This window comes from Streptomyces sp. NPDC045846 (assembly GCF_056431605.1).
The window spans coordinates 126,188-139,636 of the sequence record NZ_JBWKKJ010000006.1; the positions used below are offsets into that span (position 1 = coordinate 126,188).

The 13,449-nt window shown below is 71.1% G+C and carries 13 protein-coding genes; 4 read left to right on the plus strand and 9 right to left on the minus strand.

Annotated features, from left to right (window positions below):
* Window positions 1-34 precede the first annotated feature (34 nt).
* The 4 genes from AC07F3_RS18085 to AC07F3_RS18100 all read right to left on the minus strand — a co-directional run bounded on the left by AC07F3_RS18085 (window position 35) and on the right by AC07F3_RS18100 (window position 4,354).
* Complete coding sequence (locus tag AC07F3_RS18085; protein ID WP_479115152.1) at window positions 35-994, minus strand: cytochrome c oxidase assembly protein; 960 nt, start codon at window positions 992-994, stop codon at window positions 35-37.
* 135 nt (window positions 995-1,129) lie between these two features.
* Window positions 1,130-2,155, minus strand: a complete 1,026-nt coding sequence (locus tag AC07F3_RS18090; RefSeq protein WP_479115154.1) for a 6-phosphofructokinase — start codon at window positions 2,153-2,155, stop codon at window positions 1,130-1,132.
* Window positions 2,156-2,353: 198 nt separating this feature from the next.
* Window positions 2,354-3,082 carry a type 1 glutamine amidotransferase gene (locus AC07F3_RS18095; protein ID WP_114035120.1) on the minus strand — a complete coding sequence of 243 codons (729 nt, stop codon included), beginning with the start codon at window positions 3,080-3,082 and terminating at the stop codon, window positions 2,354-2,356.
* A 24-nt stretch (window positions 3,083-3,106) separates the two neighbouring features.
* Entirely contained in the window at window positions 3,107-4,354 is a 1,248-nt protein-coding gene (locus AC07F3_RS18100; RefSeq protein ID WP_479115156.1) for a MurT ligase domain-containing protein, read from the minus strand.
* A 117-nt stretch (window positions 4,355-4,471) separates the two neighbouring features.
* On the opposite strand from AC07F3_RS18100, the gene def reads away from it, so the two are divergent.
* Window positions 4,472-5,008, plus strand: coding sequence for a peptide deformylase (gene def, locus AC07F3_RS18105; protein ID WP_479115158.1), 537 nt, complete (start codon window positions 4,472-4,474; stop codon window positions 5,006-5,008).
* Window positions 5,009-5,243: 235 nt separating this feature from the next.
* Here the strand turns inward: def and AC07F3_RS18110 are convergent, their stop codons facing one another.
* Complete coding sequence (locus AC07F3_RS18110) at window positions 5,244-5,897, minus strand: TetR/AcrR family transcriptional regulator (protein WP_114035117.1); 654 nt, start codon at window positions 5,895-5,897, stop codon at window positions 5,244-5,246.
* Window positions 5,898-6,074: 177 nt separating this feature from the next.
* Here AC07F3_RS18110 and AC07F3_RS18115 point away from each other — a divergent pair, with 177 nt between their 5' ends.
* Window positions 6,075-7,304, plus strand: a complete 1,230-nt coding sequence (locus AC07F3_RS18115) for an acyl-CoA dehydrogenase family protein (RefSeq protein ID WP_479115160.1) — start codon at window positions 6,075-6,077, stop codon at window positions 7,302-7,304.
* Here AC07F3_RS18115 and AC07F3_RS18120 read toward each other — a convergent pair.
* Window positions 7,301-8,053 (minus strand): TetR/AcrR family transcriptional regulator, encoded by a 753-nt coding sequence (locus AC07F3_RS18120; protein ID WP_479115162.1) that lies wholly within the window; start codon window positions 8,051-8,053, stop codon window positions 7,301-7,303. The two genes, AC07F3_RS18115 and AC07F3_RS18120, sit on opposite strands and share 4 nt — an antisense overlap.
* 118 nt (window positions 8,054-8,171) lie before the next feature.
* Between AC07F3_RS18120 and AC07F3_RS18125 the strand changes: the two genes are divergently transcribed.
* Entirely contained in the window at window positions 8,172-8,399 is a 228-nt protein-coding gene (locus AC07F3_RS18125; protein WP_479115164.1) for a hypothetical protein, read from the plus strand.
* Window positions 8,400-8,464: 65 nt separating this feature from the next.
* Here the strand turns inward: AC07F3_RS18125 and AC07F3_RS18130 are convergent, their stop codons facing one another.
* Genes AC07F3_RS18130 through AC07F3_RS18140 form a run of 3 tightly spaced genes read right to left on the minus strand, consistent with a single transcriptional unit; the run spans window position 8,465 to window position 12,473 of the window.
* Window positions 8,465-8,953, minus strand: a complete 489-nt coding sequence (locus AC07F3_RS18130) for a glutathione peroxidase (RefSeq protein ID WP_479115166.1) — start codon at window positions 8,951-8,953, stop codon at window positions 8,465-8,467.
* Between the two features lie 31 nt (window positions 8,954-8,984).
* The gene (locus AC07F3_RS18135) at window positions 8,985-9,866 is read right to left on the minus strand and encodes an acyl-CoA thioesterase (RefSeq protein WP_479115168.1); all 882 of its coding nucleotides are present in this window, start codon (window positions 9,864-9,866) and stop codon (window positions 8,985-8,987) included.
* A 33-nt stretch (window positions 9,867-9,899) separates the two neighbouring features.
* Window positions 9,900-12,473: a DEAD/DEAH box helicase gene (locus tag AC07F3_RS18140; RefSeq protein WP_479115170.1), complete on the minus strand. Its 2,574-nt coding sequence runs from the start codon at window positions 12,471-12,473 to the stop codon at window positions 9,900-9,902.
* A gap of 84 nt (window positions 12,474-12,557) precedes the next feature.
* On the opposite strand from AC07F3_RS18140, the gene AC07F3_RS18145 reads away from it, so the two are divergent.
* The gene (locus AC07F3_RS18145; protein WP_479115172.1) at window positions 12,558-13,349 is read left to right on the plus strand and encodes a metal-dependent hydrolase; all 792 of its coding nucleotides are present in this window, start codon (window positions 12,558-12,560) and stop codon (window positions 13,347-13,349) included.
* Window positions 13,350-13,449 lie beyond the last annotated feature (100 nt).

The following is a 13,449-nucleotide window of genomic DNA, read 5'->3' on the forward strand; positions in this document are numbered from 1 at the left end:
GAGGTCCATGGTCTCCCCGCGAGGGGCCCCGGCGCTACTGCCCGCGCGTGTTCAGGGAGGCGAGATAGGCGTTGTAGGCCTGAAGCTCCTTGTCGCCGTCGCGCTCGGCGGCCCGGTCGGTGCGGCGTGCGTGCCGCTTCTCGGTGGCGTACCACTGGAAGACCAGCGCGATCAGCACGAGCACGGAGGGGATCTCGCTGAACGCCCAGGCGATGCCGCCGCCGGCCTGCTGGTCGGTGAGCGCGTCGATGCCGAGCGAGGCGGGCGGGTTCTTGTACGTGCCGATCATGGGCTCGGAGGCCATCATCAGGGCGATGCCGAAGAAGGCGTGGAAGGGCATGCCCGCGAAGAGCTCCAGCATCCTCATCACATAGCCGGGCCGGTGCGGTCCCGGGTCCACGCCCATGATGGGCCAGAAGAAGACCAGACCGACCGCGAGGAAGTGGACCATCATCGCGATGTGCCCGGTCTTGGTCTCCATCAGGAAGTCGAAGATCGGCGTGAAATAGAGCCCGTACAGGCTCGCGATGAAGAGCGGGATGGTGAACGCCGGGTGCGTGATGATCTTCATGTACCGGCTGTGCAGCAGCATCAGGAGCAGCTCGCGCGGGCCCTTGCGGCCGCGCGTCGCGCTCACCGGCAGCGCGCGCAGCGCGAGCGTTACCGGGGCGCCGAGCAGCAGCAGGATGGGTGACAGCATGCTGATCACCATGTGCTGCACCATGTGCACGCTGAACATGACCATGCCGTAGTCGTTGAGCTTGGTGCACATGACGAACGCGATGGTCAGGACGCCCACGGTCCAGAAGATCATCCGGCTGACGGGCCAGCTGTCACCGCGCCGCCTGAGCCGGACCACGCCCCAGGCGTACAGGGCGAGCCCGAGGAGGCAGCCGATGAGGAAGAAGGAGTCCGCCGACCAGGCGAGCCCCCGAGCCAGCGTGAACGGCGGCAGATCCATGTTCATGTCCATGCCGTGCCCGCTGTGATCCATCCGCTGACTCCTGATTCGTACCGGTTGTCCCGCACCAGACTAGAACCGCCCCCGGCCGGTGGTGCGGCCGGGGGCGGTTCCTTGCGTACAAAACAATCCGGAAGCGGACGGAGACGGTCCGCGCGCGGGCGGAGACTAGAGGACGCACTCCGCTTCGGCGTACCGCTCGGCCGGGACGGTCTTCAGGGTGGCCGTCGCCTCGGCGAGGGGGACCATGACGATGTCGGTGCCGCGCAGCGCGGTCAGCATCCCGAACTCGCCGCGGTGGGCGGCCTCCACCGCGTGCCAGCCGAAGCGGGTGGCGAGCACCCGGTCGTACGCGGTGGGCGTGCCGCCGCGCTGGACGTGACCGAGGATGACCGGCCGGGCCTCCTTGTTGAGGCGCTGCTCCAGCTCGATGGAGAGCTGGCGCGCGACGCCCGCGAAGCGCTCGTGGCCGTAGACGTCGGTGCCGCCCACGTCGAACCGCATCGAGCCCTCGCGCGGCTTGGCGCCCTCGGCGACGACGACGATCGCGAACTTCTTGCCCGCGGAGAAACGACGGCCCACGAGCTCGGTGAGCTCGTCGATGTCGAAGGGGCGCTCGGGCACGACGATGGCGTGCGCGCCGGCGGCCATGCCCGAGTGCAGGGCGATCCAGCCGGTGTGGCGGCCCATGACCTCGACGATCAGCACCCGCTGGTGCGATTCGGCGGTGGTCTTCAGCCGGTCGAGGGCCTCGGTCGCCACGCCCACGGCGGTGTCGAAGCCGAAGGTGACATCGGTCGAGGCGATGTCGTTGTCGATCGTCTTGGGCACGCCGACGATGGGCAGGCCCGCCTCGGACAGCAGGGTCGCGGCCTTCAGGGTGCCCTCGCCGCCGATCGGGATGATCGCGTCGAGGCCGAGCTCGGCGACGTGCCCCTTGGCGCGCTCGACACCGTCGCGCAGGTGCGCGGGCTGGACGCGGGAGGATCCGAGGATGGTGCCGCCACGGGCCAGGATGCCGCCGACCGCGTCGAGGTCGAGCTTGCGGTAGTCGGCTTCGAGCAGGCCCTTCCAGCCGTCGTGGAAGCCGATGACCTCGTCGCCGTGGTCGACCACCGCGCGGTGCACGACGGATCGGATGACGGCGTTGAGGCCGGGGCAGTCGCCGCCGGAGGTGAGCACACCAATTCGCATTGCCCGGAGAACCTTTGCAACGTGGGCCGACGACCGGACCACGTCGTCCGGTTGGATCCCCGTCACCCTACCGGCGCAGGGGGACGGGGGCCGAATCGGAGGTCCGACTGATGGACGTGGTACGAACGTACGAACCGTCCAGCAGCCGGACCGAGTTGTCCGGGGCGTCCGCCGTGTCGCCCGATGTCGCTTTCGCGCCTAGGCGGGCTGCGTCGCCGACGCGATGCGCTCCGCGCGCAGCGCCTCGTACCAGCGGTCGTCGGTCGGCGGCAGCGCGTTCACGTCGAGGGCCAGCTTCAGGAGCATGTCCGCGATCTGCGGATTGCGCGCGAGCACCGGGCCGTGCATGTACGTGCCGAACACCGTGTCGTTGTACGCGCCCTCGGTGCCGTCGCCCGTGCCGTTGCCCTTGCCCAGGCGCACCCGCGCGAACGGGCGGGCGGTGGGCCCGAGGTGGGTGACGCCCTGGTGGTTCTCGAAGCCGGTCAGCTGGGGCAGGCCGAGCCGCTCGTCGATGTCGCCGAGCACGTCGCCGACGCAGCGCTCGCCCTCGCCGCGCGTCGAGACCACGTCGAGCAGACCGAGGCCCGGCTCGCGCTCGCCGAGGTCGTTGATGAACTCGTGGCCCAGGATCTGGTACCCGGCGCAGACCGAGAAGATGATCGCGCCGTTGGAGGCGGCGCGGCTCAGCCCGGTGTCGCGGCGCAGCCGCTCGGCCGCCAGCCGCTGCGGCCGGTCCTCGCCGCCGCCGATGAGGTAGATGTCACCGGAGGTCGGGATCGGCTGGTCGCTGCGGACGTCGAGCCGGTGCACGTCCAGGCCGCGCTGGCGGGCCCGGCGCTCCACGACCAGGGCGTTGCCCTGGTCGCCGTAGGTGCTCAGCAGGTCGGGGTAGACCCACACGAGGCGCAGGCTGTTGTCTGCCATGTCGCTTGCTTGCTCCTTACTGGGTCAGTTGCCGACGACGCGCCGGACGTCCTGGAACGCGGTGTAGTTGGCGATCAGCTCGATCCGTCCGGGCGGCGCCAGCTGCGTGCACTCCTCCAGGCTCTCGCAGACCCGGAAGTCCAGGTTCGCGACCTCCAGGCGCACGGCCAGGTCCAGCTTGCGGTCGCCGATCACGAAGATCGGGTGGCCGGCGAGCCGGGTGTAGTCGACGTCCCACAGCCAGGAGGTGTCCGTGCCGTCCGCGCCGCGCGCGTTGACGGACAGGACGACCGGCGTGGGCGGCGGGTCGATGAGGGAAAACGTTTCGAGCCAGCCCGCCGGGTTCTTCGCGAGCAGCAGCCGCAGCTCACGCCCCTGGAAGTTCACGACGTCGTAGCGGCCCGCGACCGCCTGCACCTGGTACATGCGCTCCAGGGCGACCTGCGGCGGCACCCCGAACACCGCGGCGACCGCGGCCGAGGTGGCGGCGTTCGCCTTGTTGGCGCGGCCGGGCAGCTGGAGGTGGATCGGCCAGGCCGACCCGTGCGGGTCCAGGACGTAGTCGCCGTTGAGGACCCAACTCGGCGCCGGGCGGCGGAAACCGCACTCGCCGCAGAACCAGTCGTCGCCGGGCCGCTGCATCACACCGCCGCAGGCGGGGCACGACCAGGCGTCGTCCTTCCACTCCTGACCGGCCGCCACCCACACCACGTTGGGGGAGGAGGACGCGGCCCACACGACCAGCGGGTCGTCCGCGTTGGCGATCACCACGGCCTTCGAACCCGACAGGCCCTCGCGCCACTTCTCGGCGAGCATGCGCGTCTCGGCGGCCCGGTCGAGCTGGTCGCGGGAGAGGTTGAGGAGAGCGATCGCCTTCGGCGTCACATCGCGCGCGACTCCCGCCAGATACTTCTCGTCGACCTCGATCACGCCGTACTTGGCGTCCGAACCGCCCGCCAGCGCCGACGTGATGCCCGCGGGCATGTTGGCGCCGAGCGCGTTGGACACCACCGGGCCGCTGGCCCGCAGTGCCTCGGCGATCAGCCGGGTCGTGGTCGTCTTGCCGTTCGTCGCCGACACCAGGACGACGTCCAGATGAGTGGCGAGCCGCCCGAGCAGATCGGGGTCGAGCTTGAGCGCGACGCGCCCGCCGATCACCGATCCACTGCCCCGCCCCGCCGCGCGCGACACCGCCGCGGCGGCCTTGCCCGCGGTCACCGCCAGCTTGGCTCGCGGTGACAGGGGCCCGGCACCTCCAACGTGTCCTGACATCGTCCTTGATCCTCCTTGCGCCTGGGTCGGGTGTCAGCCTATCGAGATCCGGTCAGCGCCCCGAACCGCGCCACCATCCGAAACGGCCTCCGGCCGCCGGAACGTACCCTTGCGCCCATGCGCCACCGCCCCATTCCCGGCAGTTCCGGCTCCGTACGAGAGATGAGTCTCCTCGGTGACCGGCTGCTCCACGCCCCGTGCGAACCCGTCACCGATTTCGGTCCCGAGCTGCGCCGCCTCGTCGAGGACATGTTCGCCACGATGTACGCGGCCGACGGCGTCGGCCTGGCGGCCAACCAGATCGGCGTCGCGCGACGGGTGTTCGTGTACGACTGCCCCGACGACGAGGACGTGCGGCACCTGGGGTACGTCGTCAACCCCCGTCTGGTGGAGGCGGACGGGGTCGAGGTGCGCGGCCCCGAGGGCTGCCTCTCGCTGCCCGGTCTCGAAGCGCCGACCTTGCGCTTCGACCGTGCGGTGGTGGAGGGGGTGGACCTCTCGGGCGCGCCGGTCCGGATCGAGGGCACCGGGTTCTTCGCGAGGTGCCTGCAGCACGAGTGCGACCACTTGGAGGGGGTGGTGTACGCGGACCGGGTCACGGGCCGCCACCGGGCCCGCTTGCAGCGTGCTATCCGCAAGGCCCCCTGGAGCTGAGGCCCTGGGGCTCCGCCCCAGACCCCCTCACCTGCCGGACGGGCTGAAGCTGTCGGTGTTCGTCGGCTTCGACGCTGCCAGGGGAGCGGTAGGCCGACTGCGGGTCATCGTGGGCTGGGCGCGCGGTTCCCCGCGCCCCTGGCAGGGCCCATGCCGACCCGCATCGAGCAGGTCGGCCCGCCCCCGGAGGCCACGCGGCGGAGCCGCGCGTGGCGCTGCGGGAAGGGGCTGGGGCTCAGAAGCCCGGGCCGCCCACCCGGTCGCCCGCGGCGGCCAGCCGGCCCCACAGCAGGTCGGCCAGTGCCTGCACCAACTCGGCGCGGGAGCAGGGGCGTTCACCCAGCCACCAGTCGCCCGCCGCGTGCATCATGCCGACGATCCCGTGCCCCCAGACCCGGGCGAGCACCTCGCTGCCGGGGCCGAGGTCGATCCGCTCGGCGATGACCACTCCCAGGTCCTCGCCCATCCGCCGCAGCAGCGGCGCGGAGTGCCGGCCCACGTCGAAGCCCTGCTCGGACTCGGGCGCCGGGGTGTCCTCGGCGGGGTGCATCAGGAACCGGTACACCTGCGGCCGCGCCTCGATCGCGGCCAGATAGGTCTCCAGGGTCGCTTCGACCCGCTCGCGGCGCTCGGCGGGCGCGTCGAGCGCGGCCCGCAGCGCGGAGAGCAGGGCGTCGGTGTGGCGCTTGGCGAGGGCGCGGTAGAGGCCGCCCTTGTCGCCGAAGTGCCGGTAGAGGATGGGCTTGGTGATGCCCGCCTCCGCCGCGATCGCGTTCATCGAGGCCTTCGGGCCGTCCCGGAGCACCACCCGGTCCGCCGCCTCCAGCAGTTCGCGCCGCCGGCGCTCGGCCGCCGTGCGCTGCTGCTCGGCCTGCTCTGTGGTCTCCATGGGTTCTTCTCCCCGCCCGTACCGCGTTCTTCCGTGGGTTCCCTCGCTCGGAAGCCTTGCGCAACGTAACACTCCACCCGTCCGTGGTGCTGGTCGGCCGGTGGTCGGTTGACATCGGCTACCCGTCGGTAACAGACTGCGGTTACCGCAAGTAACGCATGGAGTGGTGGAGGGGACATGGCCGAGTTCACGATGGATCTCAGCGACGACCAGAAGCAGGTCCAGGACTGGCTGCACGGCTTCGCCAAGGATGTGATCCGCCCCGCGGCCGCCGAGTGGGACGAGCGCGAGGAGACCCCCTGGCCGGTGATCCAGGAGGCCGCCAAGGTCGGAATCTACTCCCTCGACTTCTATGCGCAGCAGTTCTTCGACCCGACCGGTCTCGGCATCCCGGTGGCGATGGAGGAGCTGTTCTGGGGCGACGCGGGCATCGCGCTCTCGATCGTCGGCACCGGCCTCGCCGCCGTCGGCGTCCTGGCCAACGGTACCGAGGAGCAGATCGGGACCTGGATTCCCCAGATGTACGGCGACGTGACCGACGTCAAGGTCGCCGCCTTCTGCTCCTCCGAGCCGGACGCGGGTTCCGACGTCGCCTCCATGCGCACCCGGGCGGTGTACGACGCGGCCAAGGACGAGTGGGTCCTGAACGGCACCAAGACCTGGGCGACCAACGGCGGCATCGCCAACGTGCACGTCGTCGTCGCGGTCGTGGACCCAGAACTCGGATCCAAGGGCCACGCCTCCTTCATCGTGCCGCCGGGCACCCCGGGCCTCACCCAGGGGCAGAAGTTCAAGAAGCACGGCATCCGCGCCTCGCACACCGCCGAGGTCGTGCTGGAGGACGTGCGGGTCCCCGGGCACTGTCTGCTCGGCGGCAAGGAGAAGCTCGACGAGCGTCTCGCCCGGGCCCGCGAGAAGGCGAAGGCGGGCGGTGGCGAGCGTCTGAAGAACGCGGCCATGGCCACCTTCGAGGCCTCCCGCCCGGCCGTCGGCGCCATGGCGGTCGGCACCGCGCGGGCCGCGTACGACTACGCCCTCGAATACGCCAAGACCCGTGAGCAGTTCGGCCGCCCGATCATCGACAACCAGGGCGTCGCCTTCCAGCTCGCCGACATGCGCACCCAGATCGACGCGGCGCGCCTGCTGGTGTGGCGCGCGTCCTGGATGGCGACCACGGGCAAGAAGTTCGAGTCGGCCGAGGGCTCGATGTCCAAGCTGTACGCGAGCGAGACCGCGAAGAAGGTCACCGCCCAGGCGATCCAGATCCTCGGCGGCAACGGGTACACCCGCGAGTACCCGGTGGAGCGCATGCACCGGGACGCGGCTATTTACACGATTTTTGAAGGGACGAGCGAGATCCAGCGCCTGGTCATCGCCCGCACCCTGTCGGGGATGCCGATCCGCTAGCGCTCGGTGCGCGGCTGGAAGATCCGGTCGAGGTGGTAGCCCAGGGTGGCCGCCACCTCGGCCGCCCCGCGCCGTCCGTGCAGCATGTCGCCGCCGAGCCCCACGGCCCCCGACACCAGGAGATCGGCCTCGTGCCCCGCGTCGAGGCCGGGCCGGCAGTCGCCCGCGTCCTGCGCCTGCCGGATGATCCCCGCGACCAGGTCCTCCAGCGGATGCTCGGCGCTCAGGAACACCGCCGCCAGGGCGGGGTCGGTGAGGCTGCGCGCGTAGTACGCCGCCAGGACCCGCAGCGCGAGGCGGCGCTCCTCGTCGAGCGGCAGGAACTCCTGGAGGATCGCGCCGAGCAGTGCGCGCGGGTCGCCCGGGTCGTAGTCGATCCGCTCGCGGGCCCGCCGCTCGTTGTCCGCGTGCAGCAACCGCAGTGCGCCCACGAGGAGTTGGTGCTTGCTCCCGAAGTGGTACTGGACCGAGCGCAGCGAGACGCCCGCCTCCGCCGCGATCTCCCGCATGCTCGCCTCGTGCAGCCCCCGCCCGGCCGCGATGCGCCACACCGCCCCGGCGATCTCCCGGCGCCGCCCCTCCCGCTCCTCGGGCTCGCGCGGTTCGGGCTCCGGCAGCGGCGGCCGCTTGCGGGCGCGGTACGCCCTGGCCTGGCAGCTCCGCGAACAGTAGACGGCCGGCCTGCCGCGCCCTCCCGCACCGATGGCGGTCCCGCACAGCCCGCAGCGGCCTTCCTTTTCGTCACGCACCCCACCGACTATAGGTGTGAAATTAGTGTGACGTAAGGCTCCTCAGCCCCATTATTCAGAGCGCTGGCGCTGATACGTTCGTATCACTGGCCGAGCGGAACGGAGCGGGTGAAGGCGCATGAAGTACGACGTGTTGCAGATCGTGGGGGCGGCGCTGATGGTCGTCTTCGTCCAGGGCGCCATCCGGATCCTGGTGCACCACGACGACACCGGATTCCTCGGCTGGGTCCCGGGCGGCTTCCCGGCGCAGCTCACGGCCCACCTGGCGCTGGCGGCGACCGGCGCCCTGGTCGGCGGGCACGCCCATACCCGCGCGAAGGCGCTGGGCCGCCGCGAGCGGGGCTGACCGCGGACGCGCGCGAGGCGCCCCGCCCTCGCCAGGAGGGGGAGCGCCTCGCGCGGCGGAGCCGGTCAGGCAGGCAGGTTCGCCTCGATGAGCGCCACGACCTCGGGGGCCTCCGGCTCGGTGCGCGGGCGGATGCGCGCGGCCACCTCGCCCTGCGGGGTGAGCAGGAACTTCTCGAAGTTCCACTGGATGTCCCCGGCCTCGCCGTCGGCGTCCGCGGTCTTCGTCAGCTCCGCGTACAGCGGGTGGCGGCCCTCGCCGTTCACGTCGGTCTTCTCCAGGAGCGGGAAGGTGACGCCGTACGTCGCCGAGCAGAACGTGCCGATCTCCTCGGCGGTGCCGGGCTCCTGGCCGCCGAACTGGTTGCACGGCACGCCGAGCACGGTCAGGCCGCGGTCGCCGTACTCCTTCTGGAGCCGCTCCAGTCCGGCGTACTGCGGGGTCAGACCGCACTTGGACGCCACGTTCACCAGGAGCACCGCCCGGCCCTCGTAGTCGGCGAGCGAGGTCGGCTCGCCGGTCAGGGTGCGCAGCGGGATGTCGTACAGGCTCATCGGTAACTCCTTCTGGAAAAAGGTGAGTTGATTATTCGCCGGTGGTGGTCAGTGGGCGGAAGAGACCCTCCTGGACCACCGACACCAGCAGTTCGCCCGCGCGGTTGTAGATCCGGCCGCGGGCGAGGCCCCGGCCGCCCGTCGAGACCGGGGACTCCTGGTCGTACAGGAACCACTCGTCGGCGCGGAACGGGCGGTGGAACCACATCGCGTGGTCGAGCGAGGCCATGTCGAAGCCGCGCGGCCCCCACAGCGGCTCGACCGGGATGCGCACCGCGTCCAGGAGCGTCATGTCGCTCGCGTAGGTCAGCGCGCAGGTGTGCACCAGCGGATCGTCGCCCAGCGGGCCGACCGCTCGCATCCACACCGCGCTGCGCGGGTCCGCGTCCTTGATCTCCTCGGGCGTCCAGCGCAGCCGGTCCACGTACCGGATGTCGAACGGCTGGCGGCGCGCCATCCGCTCCAGCGCCTCCGGCAGCGCCCCCAGGTGTTCGCGGATCTCGTCGCTGACCGTCGGCAGCGACTCCGGCTCGGGGAAGTCGAGGCGCGGCGGCAGCTGGTGCTCGATGCTGCCGGGCTCCGGGCGGTGGAAGGACGCGGTGAGGTTGAAGATCGTGCGGCCCTGCTGCACCGCGGTGACCCGCCGGGTGGTGAAGGAACGCCCGTCGCGGACCCGCTCCACCTGGTAGACGATCGGCAGGCCCGGGCGGCCCGGCCGCAGGAAGTAGGCGTGCAGCGAGTGCACCGGGCGCTCGCCGTCCGTGGTGCGCCCGGCCGCGACCAGGGCCTGGCCCGCGACCTGGCCGCCGAAGACCCGCTGGAGGGACTCCTCGGGGCTGCGGCCGCGGAAGATGTTGACCTCGATCTGCTCCAGGTCGAGCAGATCGACGAGTCTCTCCGCCGGGTTGGTCATGTCGTCGCGGTCCTCTCGGAGTGGGTGGCGGGTTCAGAGCTCGCCGACGTCGGTGACGCGCACCACCGCGCGGCCCTCTTCGTCGGAGGCCGCCAGATCGACCTCCGCGCTGATGCCCCAGCCATGGTCGCCGTTGGGGTCGGCGAACGTCTGGCGGACGCGCCACAGGCCGTGCGCCGCGTCCTCCTCGATGGCGAGCAGCTTCGGGCCGCGCGCGTCGGGGCCGGTGCCCAGGTCGTCGTACTCGTCCCAGTACTTGTCCATCGCCTCGCCCCACGCGTCCGCGTCCCAGCCGGACTCCGCGTCCAGCTCGCCCAGCGCGTCGACGTTGTCCAGGGCGGCCAGCTCCACCCGGCGGAACATCGCGTTGCGGACCAGCACCCGGAACGCGCGGGCGTTCGCGGTGACCGGCTTGACCTCGTCGGCCTTCTCCTGCGCCTCCTCGGCGGTCTGCACCTCGGGGTTGGCGAGCTGCTCCCACTCGTCGAGGAGGGAGGAGTCGACCTGGCGCACCATCTCGCCCAGCCAGGCGATCAGGTCCTCCAGGTCCTCGGTCTTGAGGTCGTCCGGGATGGTGTGGTCGAGCGCCTTGTACGCGCTCGCCAGGTAGCGGAGCACGATGCCCTCGGTGCGCGCCAGCTCGTACCAGGAGGTGAACTCCGTGAAGGTGAGCGCCCGTTCGTACATGTCGCGGATCACGGACTTCGGCGAGACCGGGTGGTCGCCGACCCACGGGTGCGACTTCTTGTAGACGTTGTACGCGTGCCACAGCAGCTCTTCCAGCGGCTTCGGGTACGAGATGTCCTGGAGCCGCTCCATGCGCTCCTCGTACTCGACGCCGTCCGCCTTCATCTGCCCGACGGCCTCGCCGCGGGCCTTGTTCTGCATCGCGGCGAGGATCTGGCGCGGGTCGTCCAGGGTCGACTCAACCACCGAGACCATGTCGAGCGCGTACGACGGCGACTCCGGGTCCAGGAGGTCGAAGGCGGCGAGGGCGAACGTCGACAGCGGCTGGTTCAGCGCGAAGTCCTGCTGGAGGTCGACGGTGAGCCGGATCGTGCGGCCCTCGGCGTCGGGGGTGTCCAGCTGTTCCACCACGCCGCCGTCGAGCAGCGAGCGGTAGATCGCGATGGCCCGGCGGATGTGGCGCAGCTGCGCCTTGCGCGGCTCGTGGTTGTCCTCCAGGAGGTGCCGCATCGCCTCGAAGGCGTTGCCCGGCCGGGCGATCACCGAGAGCAGCATGATGTTGGTGACCCTGAAGCGCGAGGTCAGCGGCTCCGGCTCGGAGCCGATCAGCTTCTCGAAGGTGGTGTCCGACCAGGCCACGAAGCCCTCGGGAGCCTTCTTGCGGACCACCTTGCGGCGCTTCTTCGGGTCGTCGCCCGCCTTCGCGAGCGCCTTCTCGTTCTCGATGACGTGCTCGGGCGCCTGCGCCACCACGAACCCGGCGGTGTCGAACCCGGCCCGCCCGGCCCGGCCCGCGATCTGGTGGAACTCGCGGGCACGCAGGGTGCGCACGCGATTGCCGTCGTACTTCGTCAGGGCGGTGAACAGCACGGTGCGGATGGGCACGTTGACGCCGACGCCCAGGGTGTCGGTGCCGCAGATGACCTTCAGCAGGCCCGCCTGCGCCAGCTTCTCGACCAGGCGGCGGTACTTGGGCAGCATCCCCGCGTGGTGCACGCCGATGCCGTGGCGGACGTAGCGGGAGAGGTTCTGGCCGAACTTGGTGGTGAAGCGGAAGTTGCCGATCAGGTCGGCGATCTTGTCCTTCTCCTCGCGCGTACACATGTTGATCGACATGAGCGACTGCGCGCGCTCGACCGCCTGCGCCTGCGTGAAGTGCACGATGTAGACCGGCGACTGCCGGGTTTCGAGCAGCTCGGTCAGTGTCTCGGTGATGGGCGTGGTGACGTACTCGTACGAGAGCGGCACGGGCCGGGTGGCCGAGCGGACCACGGCGGTCTCGCGGCCGGTGCGGCGCGTCAGGTCCTTCTCGAACATCGAGACGTCGCCGAGCGTGGCCGACATGAGGATGAACTGGGCCTGGGGGAGCTCCAGGATCGGGATCTGCCACGCCCAGCCGCGGTCGGCCTCGGCGTAGAAGTGGAACTCGTCCATCACGACCTGGCCGATGTCGGCGTGCTTGCCGTCGCGCAGCGCGATGGAGGCGAGCACCTCGGCGGTGCAGCAGATGACGGGCGCGTCGGCGTTGACGGAGGCGTCGCCGGTCAGCATGCCGACGTTCTCGGTGCCGAACAGCTTGCACAGGTCGAAGAACTTCTCCGAGACCAGCGCCTTGATCGGCGCGGTGTAGAAGGTGACCTCGTCCCGGGCGAGCGCCGCGAAGTGCGCACCCGCCGCCACCAGGCTCTTGCCCGAGCCGGTCGGGGTGGACAGGATGACGTTCGCCCCCGACACGACCTCGATCAGCGCCTCCTCCTGGGCCGGGTACAGAGTGATGCCCTGGTCCTCGGCCCAGGTGGAGAAGGCCTCGAAAAGGGCATCGGGGTCGGCACTCGGCGGCAGCTGATCGATAAGGGTCACGCCCCCATCTTGCCTGGCGCGGAGCCGGAAGCGGGAACCGGCCGTCGGCACGAAGATCATCGCGGGTAGGCTGCCAGCTCGGCCCGGCTGCGGACGGGCCGTCAACTGAGCGACGGAACAAGAGAAATGGGGCGGGGCACCGTCATGATGGGACCTGCGCACTCACTGTCGGGGGCCGCGGCCTGGCTCGGGGTGGGTGCGGCGGCGGCCGCGGCCGATCACCCGATGCCGTGGCCGGTGCTCGTCGTGGGCGCCCTGATCACGGCGGGCGCGGCCCTCGCGCCCGACCTCGACCACAAGTCGGCGACCATCTCGCGCGCCTTCGGGCCGGTGTCCCGGGGCCTGTGCGGCCTCGTCGACGAACTGTCGCACGCCGTGTACAAGGCGACCCGGGGTCCCGGCGACCCGCGCCGCAACGGCGGCCACCGCACCCTGACCCACACCTGGCTGTGGGCCGTCCTCATAGGCGCGGGCGCCTCCGCTGCGGCTCTGTTCGGCGGGCGCTGGGCGGTGCTCGCGATCCTCTTCGTGCACCTGGTCCTCGCGGTGGAAGGCCTGCTGTGGCGGGCCGCCCGGGTCTCCAGCGACGTCCTGGTGTGGGCGCTCGGCGCGACCAGCGCGTGGATCCTGGCGGGCGTCCTCGACAAGCCGGGCAACGGCTCGGACTGGCTCTTCAGCGGCCCCGGCCAGGAGTACCTTTGGCTCGGCCTGCCGATCATTCTGGGCGCCCTCGTCCACGACATCGGCGACGCCCTGACCGTCTCGGGCTGCCCGATCCTGTGGCCGATCCCGCTCGGCCGCAAGCGCTGGCACCCGCTCGGCCCGCCGAAGGGCATGCGCTTCCGGGCCGGCAGCTGGGTCGAGCTGAAGGTCCTGATGCCGGCGTTCATGGTCCTTGGCGGCGTGGGCGCGGCGGGCGCACTGAACTTCATCTGACGCCCCTCCTCCGCCTCCGGCGAGGGGCGCCGAGCCTGAGGTCCGGGGCCCCGGATGCTGGGAGGGGCGCGGGGAACTGCGCGACCGGCCACAGACGGCC

What these genes read in the sequence shown, in the direction of transcription:
- def (WP_479115158.1), top strand. Translation starts at nt 4,472, where the DNA reads ATGCGCCACCGCCCCATTCCCGGCAGTTCCGGCTCCGTACGAGAGATG.
- AC07F3_RS18100 (WP_479115156.1), bottom strand. Translation starts at nt 4,354, where the DNA reads ATGTCAGGACACGTTGGAGGTGCCGGGCCCCTGTCACCGCGAGCCAAG.
- AC07F3_RS18145 (WP_479115172.1), top strand. Translation starts at nt 12,558, where the DNA reads ATGATGGGACCTGCGCACTCACTGTCGGGGGCCGCGGCCTGGCTCGGG.
- AC07F3_RS18090 (WP_479115154.1), bottom strand. Translation starts at nt 2,155, where the DNA reads ATGCGAATTGGTGTGCTCACCTCCGGCGGCGACTGCCCCGGCCTCAAC.
- AC07F3_RS18125 (WP_479115164.1), top strand. Translation starts at nt 8,172, where the DNA reads ATGAAGTACGACGTGTTGCAGATCGTGGGGGCGGCGCTGATGGTCGTC.
- AC07F3_RS18130 (WP_479115166.1), bottom strand. Translation starts at nt 8,953, where the DNA reads ATGAGCCTGTACGACATCCCGCTGCGCACCCTGACCGGCGAGCCGACC.
- AC07F3_RS18110 (WP_114035117.1), bottom strand. Translation starts at nt 5,897, where the DNA reads ATGGAGACCACAGAGCAGGCCGAGCAGCAGCGCACGGCGGCCGAGCGC.
- AC07F3_RS18085 (WP_479115152.1), bottom strand. Translation starts at nt 994, where the DNA reads ATGGATCACAGCGGGCACGGCATGGACATGAACATGGATCTGCCGCCG.
- AC07F3_RS18095 (WP_114035120.1), bottom strand. Translation starts at nt 3,082, where the DNA reads ATGGCAGACAACAGCCTGCGCCTCGTGTGGGTCTACCCCGACCTGCTG.
- AC07F3_RS18115 (WP_479115160.1), top strand. Translation starts at nt 6,075, where the DNA reads ATGGCCGAGTTCACGATGGATCTCAGCGACGACCAGAAGCAGGTCCAG.
- AC07F3_RS18140 (WP_479115170.1), bottom strand. Translation starts at nt 12,473, where the DNA reads ATGATCTTCGTGCCGACGGCCGGTTCCCGCTTCCGGCTCCGCGCCAGG.
- AC07F3_RS18135 (WP_479115168.1), bottom strand. Translation starts at nt 9,866, where the DNA reads ATGACCAACCCGGCGGAGAGACTCGTCGATCTGCTCGACCTGGAGCAG.